We start from the raw sequence: 11,646 nt of genomic DNA, 5'->3' as shown, positions 1-11,646 counted from the left end.
CTGCGGAGGATCCCATGAGCACAGCCCGCCCGTTCGCGACCGATTTCCCCGCGAGGACACCGCGCGCCGTGAAGACGGCGGGGGTGCTCTTCGGCATGGGCGCGGGCGGCCTCATCGATGGCATCCTGTTTCATCAGCTCCTCCAGTGGCACCACTTGATCTGCTTCAGCTGCCACCCGGGAGCGACGATCGACGATGTGAGGAGAAACATCTTCGCCGACGGGCTATTCAGCGTCGTTGCATTCGGTCTCACCGTGGCAGGAGTCACCAGGCTCTGGAGCGCGCTGCGCTCGGGCGGGGAGCTCCTGCCAGGAAGGGCGTTTCCGGGCGCCGCCGCCGTGGGCTGGGGGGTGTTCAACCTCGTCGAGGGGGTGATTGACCACCACCTTCTCCAGATTCATCACGTCCGTCCAGGGCCGGATCAGACGGCCTGGGACCTGGCGTTTCTCGCGTTCGGCGGCCTGCTCGTGCTCGGCGGCCTGCGCCTGATGCGCGAGGCGCCCCGCGGCGCGCCGGTCCGGCCGTCAGCGCGATGATCGGGCGCGGCGCGTGGCGGGCGCCGGCGCGCCGCGAGAACGTCTCCGGTACCCGGAGTGAACGCCGGGATCACCCGGACACGCGCGCTCGTGTCACCGCGCAAGCGCCGTGTCGAGCTCCCCGCCTGCCGGCTGCGCCTCTGGCCTTATCCGACGGACGGGCCGCTCTCGCCCTCTTCCCATGCCATATGGGCGAGGCGGCGCAGCACGGACAGCGAGGGCGCCCGCGGGGCCGCCCCCAGCGACGGGAACGCGCAGGTGAGCTGCACCGCGGCGAACGGCGCCCTCCTGGCGACGAGCAGCTCGCAGTGGCCGCCGAACACCGCCGGGTTCCGGGGCGCCGTGTGGGGGGCCAGCGAGAGCCCCTCCGGCAGCTCAGCGAGCGCCCGCTGGAGGTCGTCGAGCTCCTCGGGCGCGAGGCGCCGCGCGCGGGGCTCTCCGGTGCAGCCCCCGCCGGCCCGGACGAGCGCGTGGCCCGCGGCCTGCGCGCGGAACGGGGCCGCCGAGGACGGCGGCAGCGAGAGCTCGACCTTGACCCAGCGGCGCCCCCCGCCGGCCGGCGCGATGCCCTCGAGCACGAGCAGCCAGTCCGGCGCCGGCGGCCGCGCCATCGCGCGCGCTGCCCACCGCCGCAGCGCCCGGGGCCCCACCCAGGGCGAGACGCCGGCGTGCCAGTCGCGGAACGCGAGCTCCTCCCGGAGCGCCGCGCCCGGCAGCCACCCCCTGGCCGCCCCGAGCGACTCCCAGACCACGAGCCCCGCCGCGAACGCCGGGCCCACGCTGATGCACTGGACCAGCCCCGGAATGCAGGCCGCGGCCGCCGCGAGCACGGCGCCCCCCGCGGCGGTCGACGCGACGAGCTGGACCGCGCCGAGCCCGAGCTCCCACGGGCGGCTGCTCCGGCACTGCTGCCGCAGCTCCGCGGTGCTCAGCTCGATGGGATCGCGCACGTCGCAGGCCGCTCTGGTCATATCCTTGGTCGCCGCCGCCGCGCTCGGGCCGCGCGGCCGAGCCTCGCGAGCATACCGCGATCCGGCGGCGGGCGCCGTCACTCCGGCTCGCCGCCGGGCCCGGCGATGGCGCCGACCGTGGCCCTGGTCGCGCGCAGGTAGTCGCCCGGGGACACGAGGATCTGCGTGCCGCGCACGCCGGCCGAGACGGAGACGACATCGAAGAGCTCGATCGTCTCGTCCGCGTAGACGGGATAGGCCTTCTTCGCGCCGAGCGCCGTGACCCCGCCGCGCACGTATCCCGTGAGCGGCTGGACCTCCTTCAAGGGCACGGTGTCGACCTTCCGGTCGCCCGTGAGCCGCGCCATCGCCTTCAGGTCGAGCTGGGCGTTGCCCGGCACCACCGCGAAGCAGACGCCGTGGCGATCGCCGCGCGCCACGAGCGTCTTCCACACCTGCTCCGGCGGCAGGCCGATCTTCCTCGCCACCGTGCTCGCGGTGAGGTCGCTCGGGTCGACCTCGTAGGTGCGCAGCTCGTACTGGATACCGAGGCTGTCGAGGATGCGCGCCGCGTTCGTCTTCATGGGGCCGGGCCATGCTATACGACCCGGCTGCGCCGATGACGACAGAGAAGAAGGTCCCCGAGGGCCGGCTGAACCGCTTCGTCCGCCTCGCGGGCCTCGGCGCCCGCGCGGGGGCGGCGCACCTGCTCTCGAGGCGAGTCGACGCCGCCGCGAACGCCGCGGCGCAGGTCGCCGAGGTGCTCGGCACGATGCGCGGGCTCGCCGCCAAGGTCGGCCAGATGGCGAGCTACGTCGACGGCTTCGTCCCCGAGCCCCAGCGCGAGGCCTACGAGGCCGCGCTGCGCTCGCTCCGGGCCGCCGCGCCCACGTCGTCGCCGGCGGCCATCCGCGCGATCGTCGAGGAGGACCTCGGGGCGCCGCTGGGCGAGCTGTTCGCGGCCTGGGACGACGCGCCGTTCGCGAGCGCCTCCATCGGCCAGGTGCACCGCGCTGCGCTCGCGGACGGGCGCGAGGTCGCCGTGAAGGTCCAGCACCCCGGCATCGACCGGGCGCTCGCGAGCGACCTCGAGAACGCCGGCGTGATCCAGGCGGTGGTCGGCGCCGTGGCGCCCAGGGAGCTCGACTCGAGGCGCGTGCTCGAGGAGGTGAAGGCGCGCTTCCTCGAGGAGCTCGACTACGCGCTCGAGGCGGAGCGGCAGCGCACTTTCGCGGGCGTGCACCGGGGCGATCCGGCGATCCACATCCCCGAGGTCATCGCGTCCCGCTCGGCGCGCCGGGTGCTCACCACCGAGCTCGCGCGCGGCGCCACCCTGGAAGAGGCGGCGACGCGCGACGAGCGCACCCGGCGCGCGTACGCCGAGGCGCTCTGGCGGTTCGTGTTCAAGGGCAACCTCGTGGGCGGGATGTTCAACGCGGATCCGCACCCGGGCAACTACCTCTTTCACCCGGACGGCCGGGTCACCTTCCTCGATTTCGGCTGCGTGGAGCCGCTCGACGGCGCGCGGCTCGAGCACGGGCGCGGGATGCACCTCGCCGCGCTCCGCAAGGACGAGGCGGCGTTCGCGCGGCACGCCGCGCGCATCCTCGGGACGCGCGGCGGGCGGTTCGAGGAGCTCTCGCTTTCGTACACGCGGCGCTGCTTCGAGCCGCTGTTCAGCGCGCCGTTCCGCGTCTCGCGGGCCTACGTGGCGAGCCTCGTCGAGGGCGTGAAGGCGATCAAGGAGCAGATCCTGGTGAAGGACAGCGGGTTCGTGCAGCTCCCGCCGGGCATGGTGTTCATGAACCGGCTCCAGTTCGGGTTCTACTCGGTCCTCGCGCGGCTCGACGTGGAGGCCGACTACGCGGCGATCGAGGGGGCGTTCCTGCGGGAGGCGGGGCTGCTCGGGTAGGCGCTCAGGCAGGACCGGTCGTTCCGTCGAGGTGCGTGTCCCATGGGGCAAGGCGACGGGTCGGCGCGGGGAGGGCGCGTTCAGCGCGGGCGGCGGTCGTGGAAGAGGAGCATCTCGATCGTGCCGGCCTCGCGGAGCCAGGGCTGGTCGTGCGGGCCCGGCAGGACGCGGAGTGCGTGCGGGATCGAGCGCTTCGCGAGCTGCGCGGCGAGGGCGGCGTTCGCGTCGTGGAACGGGTCGCCCTTGCTGGTGAGCAGGTGGAGGTCGCGCGCACCGACCGCGGCGACGGCCCTGGCGAGCCGGTCAGCATAGGCGGGGGCGCGGTGGGCGCTGATGGCGGACTGCACGCCGCCCCAGGCGCCGAAGAGCTCGGGCCGGCGGAGGAACACCTCGATCCCGACGAAGCCGCCGAGCGAGCAGCCGTCGAGCGAGGTGCGGGCCGCGTCCTGGAACACGGGCGCCTCGGCGCGGGCGCGCGGCAGGACCACCTCTGCGAGCCAGCGCGCGTAGCCGTCGAGCGCCGCGGCGGAGTTCGGCGCCTTGTGGACGTTGGGCGTGAACGGACACGCGACCGCGAGTCCGCGGAACGGCTGCGCGGCGAGCGCGGCGTTCACCTCGGCGAGCCGCGCGTCGGTCCAGTCCTTCCGGCGCGCGGTGCGGCCCAGCGGCGGGCGGCGGAGCCGCTCGTAGGCGGAGCCGAGGCCGTAGCGCTCGAGCCACGCGAAGGCGCCGAGGCGCTCGTCGCCGGTCTCGCCGAGGCCGTGGAGGAGCACGAGCAGCGGCACGCGCTCGCCCGGGGCGAGGTGCTTCGGGACGAGCAGCGTGAACCGCCGGCCGAGGGCGCGGTCGCCGGGGACCTGGAGGTCGCGCACCTCGAAGGGGGGCGCGGCAGGGGCGGGAGAGGGCGGCGGGGGGCCGGCGGGGTCGGCGAGGGCGGCGCGCGGGGCCAGGGCGGCGGCGCAGAGCGCGAGGAAGGGGCGCCGGGGGAGGAGCATGCGGGGGAGTGTCGCAAGCTCCGCGGCGCCCGGCCAGCGATCGCGGTCCGGCCGCGGCGCGCGGCGGCGTCGGCGGGGTCGGCGGCACCGTGGCCGCGGCGCGCTGTCGCGATCTCCGGCTCCTCACCGATGACCGACAGCCCGAGAGTCTCCGGCTCCTCATCGATGACCGAGATCCCGAGAGGCGGATAGCGCAACGCACGTCCCCAACATCGGAGCACCGGAGTCGAGCCCTGCGCCCGTCGCGCGCTTGACTGGGCTTTGTAGGGTCGTACGCTCCCTGGTAGGTGTCGCGCCGCTGCGCTCTGTTCGGGGGGGCTCCGCGGCGGCGCGCGGATGAAGCCTTGTCGCGCTCGAGAGAGCCGATCGGGAAAAAGCGCCGTTCGCGGATTCCGACATGCGGTGTCGGCGACCGGCGCGCGCGTTCGGCGGAGCTCACGCCGATCCGGGTGAGCCTGGCAATTCGGGGGGCGGTCATGTGGAGAATCCAGATCGGCGCCATCGCGCTCGCGGTGATCTCGGCGTCTGCCTGCGCGCACTCCAAGGGCGGCGGGCGCGCGGGCGACGTCGTGTACCTCGACCAGGGATGGGGCGCCGAGGAGCGCCAGATCTTCTACCGCGCCTCCCAGGGGACCAGGCTCTTGCCGCTCCGGTGGTTCCTCGCCCTGGAGCGTGAGGACAGCGCGGAGCGGTTCGCCGCGAGCGATGCGATGGCGCGCTATCGATTCATCGAGGATCCAGGCTCGAAGGACAACCCGGAGCGCCTCCCCGTGGGGTTCGCCAGGGACGTCGACGCCGCGACCGGCGAGGAGTACGTCGGGTTCACGTGCGGGACGTGCCATACCCGCGAGATCTCCTACCGTGGAACGAAGATCCGGATCGACGGCGGGCCCGCGGCGATCGATGTCGTCGCGTTCACGGACGCCGTCTTCAACGCGCTCGACCATACCCTGAAGACGCCCGACAAGCTGGATCGCTTCGCCAGGGCGGTCCTCGAGGAACAGGTGGATGATGCCTCCGTGCGCGCCCTGCGAGGGCAGATGGAGAAGGCGCTGGAGGTGGTCCGGCTGCAGTCGGTCAGCGCGGGCGTGGGCGGGCCCCACGCCACGGTGGCGGGCTTCGGCCGGCTGGACGCGCTCGGGCGCGCTGGCAACCTGCTGTTCGGGCAGCTCGACCCCAGGAACCTCCGCGCGACGAACGCGCCGGCCGACTATCCGCATCTCTGGGATGCGACGACATACGACTGGGTGCAATGGAACGGATCCATCATGCAGCCCATGGCGCGCAACATCGCGGAGGCGCTGGGCGTCGGCACGCACACGCAGCTCATCCCGGACGCGCAGGGGACGAGGATGGAAGTCCGGTCGAGCATCCGTGTGGACAACCTGCACCTCATCGAGCAACAGATCGAGAAGCTCCGCGCCCCGCGCTGGCCGGAGCACCTGTTCGGCCGCATCGACCAGGAGCAGGCGGCCCGCGGCAGGCGCCTCTTCCGGAGGCACTGCGCGAGCTGCCATGATCCCGGGCTGACGCGCCCGAACGAGCACGGAAAGCGCTTCCGGAGAGCGACGATGTCGCCGCTCGACCTGATCGGCACCGATCCGGCGCACGCCGTCAGCTTCAACGAGCGCACGGCGGATCTGGGGGCGCTCGGGCTCGGCACGCTGGGGATGGCGCAGGCGCTGGAGATCGGCACGTGGGCGATCCGAGAGACGAAGTACGAGGCGTACGGCCTGTCGCCGGAGCAGCGGCGCGCGTGGGACGGATACCGCCCGAACCGGTGGCGCGCGCCGCTCGCGTACAGGGCGCGCGAGCTGAACGGGATCTGGGCGACGGCGCCGTACCTCCACAACGGCTCTGTCCCGAACCTGTACGAGCTCCTCCTCCCGGCGGAGCGGCGCTCGAAGCGCTTCTACCTCGGGAGCACGGAGTTCGATCCGAAGCGCGTCGGCCCGCGGGTCGAGCCGTTCCAGGGCGGGTTCGAGCTCGTGACGGACAGGCCCGGCAACTCGAACGCCGGGCATGAGTACCGCGACGGGCCGCGCGGGAAGGGCGTGATCGGGCCGGCGCTGACCGATGCGGAGCGGTGGGAGATCATCGAGTACCTGAAGACGCTGTGACGAGGGCTCCGTGGTCGCCTCGCCGGGGCGCGGGCACCTGCGCGGGGGCGGGGGCGCTCGCGCGCCGGGCGGCCTGTCCGGACGCCCGGAGCCGCCGGGGGCTGACAGGAAACGACCGAGGCGCGCCGGACGGGGTGGACGAGGCGCGCGCCCAGCGGCTACACCGGGGCGCCCATGGACACGACGAACGACGCGACGGACGAGACGCAGGACGAGGCAGGGGAGGCGCGGTCGATCCGTCCCGAGGACCAGGATCCGAAGCTGTGGAGGGGCAACGGGTGGACGGCGCGGGTCATCAAGAACGAGGACGATGACGGGTGGGCCGTCGAGATGACGTGCGACGGCCAGAGCGAGCCCTCGCTGGTGGGGCCGTGGACGATGGGGCGCGACAAGAAGAACCCGAAGCCCCTCGACGCGAGCGCCTTCGCCACGCTCGTGAAGACGGCGAACGAGGTGCTGGCGCGGCACGTCCAGCAGCGCCGGGCGCTGCTCCACCGGAGCGTGACCACGGCGGCCGAGGGCGGCGCGCGGGTGCGGGTGGACCTCGACGTGGTCCCTGACGAGGACGATCCCCACGCGATCCTCACCGTGCATGACGCAGCGGGGGAGGTCGTTGCGCGGTCGAGGGTGCCCGCGGACTTCAAGCTCACCACCGAGAGCGCGCGCAGGTGGCTCCAGGAGAACGCTCCGGAGCCGTGATCGGCGCGCACCGCCGGCGGACGCGCTCGGCGGTGTCGCGATGTGTCAGCCGGAGCGCGGGCCGTGCCTCTCGACGACTCCGCGACTCACGAGCGGTGAATGCGGCTGGCCCCGCCGCTCAGCACGGCCAGCCCGGCGCCCAGAACGGGGGGTCGCTCGCCGGAAACGACAGCTCCGAAGCCTCGTCGACCGGCTCTCGCGGCGCATCCGACGTCTCGCGAGGCCATAGCGCGCCGCCGCGGTCGACCGGTGTCTCCGGCACCCGCTGCGCGCGCGCCTCGCTCGCCTCGTTCTCGGGCCAGGCCGCCGCCCTGCCAGGCGCTCCCGGCTGCCGCGTCACCGCCGCCATGCCGCTCGTCTCCATGTGTTCTCCTCCGGCCTCCGCGTGCCCTCCACGGCAACTGGAGCCGGCGGGGGGAGCCGCAAGGGGATCCCGCGCTGGATCGCGGCGTGTCGCGCGCTTCTCCTCGCTTCCCCGCTTCCCCGCTCAGAGCGCCGGCTGCGCCGCCACGAACCGCTCGATCACCGCCTTGCGCAGCAGCTTCGGCGGCAAGATCCCCTGGGCGAGCACGAAATCGTGAAACCGCTGCGCGTCGAAGCGCGGTCCCATCCGGGACTCGGCCTCTGCCCGGATCTCCATCAGCCGGGTGAAGCCGTAGAAGTACGAGGTCGCCTGTCCCGGCGCGCGGAACGTGTAGCGCTCCACCTCGGACTGCGCGAACGGGGTCGACAGCACCACCTCCTTCTCCAGGAAGGCGCGCGCCGCCGCAGGCGTGATCTTGCCGGCCTGGAGCTCCGGATCCAGGAAGGCGCGCGCCGCCCGCAACAGGCGGTATTGCAGCGACACGAGCTGCCCCTCGGGCGGCATGAACGGGAGCACGATGGCCTCCGCGTAAAGGCCCCACCCCTCCACGTTGGCGCTGTTCATCGCGAAGATGGCCCGCGCGATCGACACGCCGCGCTCGACGATCGACGCGAACTGCAGCTCGTGCCCGGGGCGCGCCTCGTGGGCGGTGAGCGTCCACGACGCCGCCGCATGGGTGAAGTCGTCGACCTTCCGTAGCTCCTCCGGCGATCCAGGGGGCCCGGGGAGGCTGAGCGGCAGCACGAACTCCCCCGCTTCCCCCTGGTTGTCGAGCAGCCGCGGCGGCCGCATGTGCGGCGCGGGCACCTCGGCGCTCTCGGCGGCGGTGCCGAGCCGGATGCGCGCGGGCCGCTCGGGCAGCGTGACGAGGCGCTCCTTCCTGATGATCTGCTCGATCTGGGCGAGCCGCTCCTTGTAATGCGGCAAGATCGCCTCGCCCACGAGCTGCTCCTTCTTCAATGCGCGGATCACCTCGCGGTAGTCCGCGCTCGGCAGCTTGCGCGCCCTGGCGATCGGCACAGAGAGCTTCTGCATCTGCGCCTTCAGATCGTCGAAGGCGGCGTGGGCCAGCGGCACGAGCTCGGCGGGCGGGAGATCGACGCCATACCGCTCCAGCGCGTGCGCGTAGAGCGGCGGCGGCAATGCGAAGTCGGTCCGCGCCCTGGGGAGCACCTCCGCGCGCAGCGTCGCGTCGTACGCCTCGAGCTGGCGATTCAGCGCCGCGAGCGGCTCTTCATGGCCGCTGATAGCGTATTTCCGGAACAGCTCACCGATTCCCTCGCGCACGCGCGCGTTCGTGGCGAGGTGCCGCTCGATCTCCATCTTCGAGGGGGCGACCAGCCCGGGCTTACCGAGCTCCTGGAGGAGCCTCGCTCTGGCCCGCTCGGCGATCGGCGCATGGCCGCTCTCCATGCCGGCGTATTTCCGGAGCCGCGTGAGGGCCGCCGCGCGCCGCGACGGCGGCACCCGGTCGTCGAGCAGGGCCGAGATGCCCTCGAACACGAGCCCCGTGACGTGCACGTAGGTGACCCGGTATTTCTCCTCCAGCTCGGAGCCGCGGACGGCCCGGTCCGCGTCGTCCAGCATGATCTGCAGATCTTCGGCGACGGCCGGGTCCTTCTCGGACTCCCGCCGCTTCTGGAGCTCCACGATCGCCTCGCGGTAGGCGGCGCGCTCCCGCGCGTCGACCCCCGGCGAGAGATCGGTGATCTCCTGATCCGCGCGCTCGATCCCCAGCGATCCTGCGTGCTCCGGCGAGAACCTGGCGACAACGTCGAGCAGGACCTGCGCGTGCTCGTTGCTGCGCTCCACCCAGGCGGGGAGCCGCGGGGCCGCCGCGGGCGAGCCGGGCGCAGCAGGCGCGGCGCTCGCGGCCACCGGGGTCGCCGGCGCGGGCGGCGGAGCCGGCGCGGCCGCGGGGGGCGGCGCCTCGCGGGCACAGGCGGCCACGAGCAGGGGAACGAGGGAGAGCTTGCGGAGCGCGCGCAGGGCCATGGGCCACGTCTTGCACAGGCGCCGCCGCGAGCCAACCGCTGCCCGGTCGACGTGGAGCGCGCGATGCGGTCGCCGCGCGCGCCCACGCAGGCTCAGCGGCGTCGTCGCCAGCGAAGCAGCCCGAGCGCAAGCAGGCCCGCGATGCCGGCCATGGTGGGGCTCTCGGCGGCGCCGACACGGCATCCGCAACCGGACGAATCGGAGGGGTCGGACGCGTCCGTCCCGGCGCTCCCGCCATCGCCGGCGGGCGCGGCGCCGCCGTCGCCTGCGCTGCCGCCGGCGGACGCGGTGCTGCCCTCGCCGGAGCCGCTGCTGCTGCTCACGCTGCTCGATGCAGCGCTGCCGCCGCCTCCTGCGCCGCCGCCTGCGCCGCCGGACCCCGCGCCTCCGCCCTCACGCGGGACGATCGTGACCGTCGCGCAGTGGTGGTAAAAGCAGCCGCCTGGGTTGTTGAGCGCGTGGTTCGACATGAACTCACTGACCTGCAGGGTGCAGTTATCGCAGGTCAGATCGTCGGGGAGCTTGATCTCGACAGATTGCTCGCCCGTGAACGCCTCGGTGTGGACCAGCAGGCCGTCTGCCACGAGGGGTAGCTTCGGGTCGGTCTCGATCACGGTGGAGCCGCACGGCGTGGAGCCGGGGGTCACCGCCGGATCCGGGGGGAGGGACTCGGGATCGGGCGCGATCGAGACGCGGTAGTGGCCCGGGTGAAATATGGGCTCCGTGAGCCTCAGGGTGATCGTCTGACCCTGGACATAGGTGGTCACGGCGCCTGTCGGCTCCGCCGGCATCCCGGGATCCGCCTGGCCGCAGGGCGCGCTCTTCTGCGGGTTGCCGAGACGGTCCTGCTCCGTGGCGCAAGCCGGCTCGAGCAGGGAAAAGTGGGCGTGCGCCACGGCCGGGGCGATCGCAGAGACGGCCGCCGCGGCCAGCGCCGCCGCGGGCGCGCGCCACAACGCCTTGGTTCTCGTTCGTGATGTTCGCATCGTATTTTTCTATCTCGGGAGGTGGTCTCGGGTCCGCGCCCGTGTGGACTCGCTGGTTCGTGTCCCAGGACGGCGCGGGGCCTACTCTCCACCACCGTTTGCCCGCCGCCAAGCCCGAACGGGCGCGCGGCGACGACACCCACACTCGAACTTGCCGCGGCGACGACACCCACACTCGAACTTGCCGCGGCGACGACACTCGATCTCGCCGCAGGCAAGCATCCAACTCCGGGGCTATCGCGCGCGGCCGTGATGAACCGCGCGGCGCGGTGCGCGCCGGCGTCCCGCCGACGCGCCGCGAGCGGGCCTCACGCGCGGTCGAAGAACGTCACCTGGCCGGTCTCGAGCGCGTATTCTGCGCCGACGATCGCCATGCCCTCCTCGGCGCAGAGCCGCTCCAGCAGGCGGCTGCCGTGCCGGAGGTGATCGCACGAGTTGCGCACGTTGGCGCGCATCGCCTCGCGCAGCAGGAAGTCCCTCGGCGCGTCGCGGCCGGCGGCGCTCAGCACCGTCTCCACCGGGGTCCGGCAGCGCTCGACGATATCGCGGATGTTGTCGGTGAGCAGGCCGCCGTTCTCCTCCTGGAGCAGCTCGCGCACCGTGGCGTCGATGGCGCCGCAGCGCGAGTGGCCCATCACCACCGCGAGGCGGGTCCCGAAGGCGGCGGCGGCGAACTCCACGCTGCCGACCAGCGAGGGCGCGACCACGTTGCCCGCCACCCGGATGACGAAGAGCTCGCCGAGCCCCTGATCGAAGATGAGCTCCGCCGGCGCCCGGGAGTCCGAGCAGCAGAGGATGATGGCGAAGGGCCGCTGCCCACCCACGAGCGCGGCCCGCGCCCGCTTGCCCAGGACGACCTCCTCGCTGCGGATGTCGTCCACGAAGCGCTGGTTGCCCTCGATCAGCCGTTGCAGCGCGTGTTCGGCGGACATGACGGGCAGGGAGGGCGGATTGTTACTGATTGCCATGGTTCTCGGCCACCCTGGTGGAGCCCACAGCAGGCGTCAACGGGCAGGATGTCTGTCATGGACGGCCCTCGTTCAGGCCCTCCGTTCTCGGCCACCGCCCGGGCTGCCCGCGCGCTGCCGT

Annotated in this window: 11 protein-coding genes; 4 read left to right on the top strand and 7 right to left on the bottom strand. The window is 73.2% G+C overall.

Features of this window, described 5'->3' with window-relative positions; translation table 11 throughout:
• Nucleotides 1–14 precede the first annotated feature (14 nt).
• Nucleotides 15–536: a DUF2243 domain-containing protein gene (locus WME96_RS24050; RefSeq protein WP_437283923.1), complete on the top strand. Its 522-nt coding sequence runs from the start codon at nt 15–17 to the stop codon at nt 534–536.
• Nucleotides 537–682: 146 nt separating this feature from the next.
• On the opposite strand, the gene WME96_RS24045 is transcribed toward WME96_RS24050, so the two are convergent.
• Both WME96_RS24045 and ybaK read right to left on the bottom strand, forming a co-directional pair.
• On the bottom strand, nt 683–1,507 hold the full coding sequence (locus WME96_RS24045; protein WP_437283922.1) for a hypothetical protein: 825 nt from the start codon (nt 1,505–1,507) through the stop codon (nt 683–685).
• 77 nt (nt 1,508–1,584) lie between these two features.
• Nucleotides 1,585–2,070 (bottom strand): Cys-tRNA(Pro) deacylase, encoded by a 486-nt coding sequence (gene ybaK, locus WME96_RS24040; protein ID WP_437283921.1) that lies wholly within the window; start codon nt 2,068–2,070, stop codon nt 1,585–1,587.
• A 35-nt stretch (nt 2,071–2,105) separates the two neighbouring features.
• On the opposite strand from ybaK, the gene WME96_RS24035 reads away from it, so the two are divergent.
• On the top strand, nt 2,106–3,398 hold the full coding sequence (locus tag WME96_RS24035; RefSeq protein ID WP_437283920.1) for an ABC1 kinase family protein: 1,293 nt from the start codon (nt 2,106–2,108) through the stop codon (nt 3,396–3,398).
• 80 nt (nt 3,399–3,478) lie between these two features.
• Here the strand turns inward: WME96_RS24035 and WME96_RS24030 are convergent, their stop codons facing one another.
• The gene (locus WME96_RS24030; protein WP_437283919.1) at nt 3,479–4,393 is read right to left on the bottom strand and encodes a hypothetical protein; all 915 of its coding nucleotides are present in this window, start codon (nt 4,391–4,393) and stop codon (nt 3,479–3,481) included.
• Nucleotides 4,394–4,869: 476 nt separating this feature from the next.
• On the opposite strand from WME96_RS24030, the gene WME96_RS24025 reads away from it, so the two are divergent.
• Both WME96_RS24025 and WME96_RS24020 read left to right on the top strand, forming a co-directional pair.
• Nucleotides 4,870–6,513: a di-heme-cytochrome C peroxidase gene (locus WME96_RS24025; protein WP_437283918.1), complete on the top strand. Its 1,644-nt coding sequence runs from the start codon at nt 4,870–4,872 to the stop codon at nt 6,511–6,513.
• A gap of 174 nt (nt 6,514–6,687) precedes the next feature.
• Entirely contained in the window at nt 6,688–7,212 is a 525-nt protein-coding gene (locus tag WME96_RS24020) for a hypothetical protein (protein WP_437283917.1), read from the top strand.
• Between the two features lie 118 nt (nt 7,213–7,330).
• On the opposite strand, the gene WME96_RS24015 is transcribed toward WME96_RS24020, so the two are convergent.
• The 4 genes from WME96_RS24015 to WME96_RS24000 all read right to left on the bottom strand — a co-directional run bounded on the left by WME96_RS24015 (nt 7,331) and on the right by WME96_RS24000 (nt 11,489).
• The gene (locus tag WME96_RS24015) at nt 7,331–7,576 is read right to left on the bottom strand and encodes a hypothetical protein (protein ID WP_437283916.1); all 246 of its coding nucleotides are present in this window, start codon (nt 7,574–7,576) and stop codon (nt 7,331–7,333) included.
• Nucleotides 7,577–7,699: 123 nt separating this feature from the next.
• A complete protein-coding gene (locus WME96_RS24010) occupies nt 7,700–9,571 on the bottom strand; it encodes a DUF885 domain-containing protein (protein ID WP_437283915.1) in 1,872 nt (623 codons plus the stop codon).
• A gap of 92 nt (nt 9,572–9,663) precedes the next feature.
• Nucleotides 9,664–10,557 carry an SCE4755 family polysaccharide monooxygenase-like protein gene (locus tag WME96_RS24005; RefSeq protein ID WP_437283914.1) on the bottom strand — a complete coding sequence of 298 codons (894 nt, stop codon included), beginning with the start codon at nt 10,555–10,557 and terminating at the stop codon, nt 9,664–9,666.
• Nucleotides 10,558–10,865: 308 nt separating this feature from the next.
• Nucleotides 10,866–11,489 carry a carbonic anhydrase gene (locus tag WME96_RS24000; RefSeq protein ID WP_437283913.1) on the bottom strand — a complete coding sequence of 208 codons (624 nt, stop codon included), beginning with the start codon at nt 11,487–11,489 and terminating at the stop codon, nt 10,866–10,868.
• Between the last annotated feature and the right edge of the window lie 157 nt (nt 11,490–11,646).

The organism is Sorangium sp. So ce406, from assembly GCF_051474675.1.
In the GTDB taxonomy this organism is placed as follows: Bacteria; Myxococcota_A; Polyangia; order Polyangiales; family Polyangiaceae; genus Sorangium; species Sorangium cellulosum_G.
This window is presented reverse-complemented; position numbering and strand designations above follow the sequence as displayed.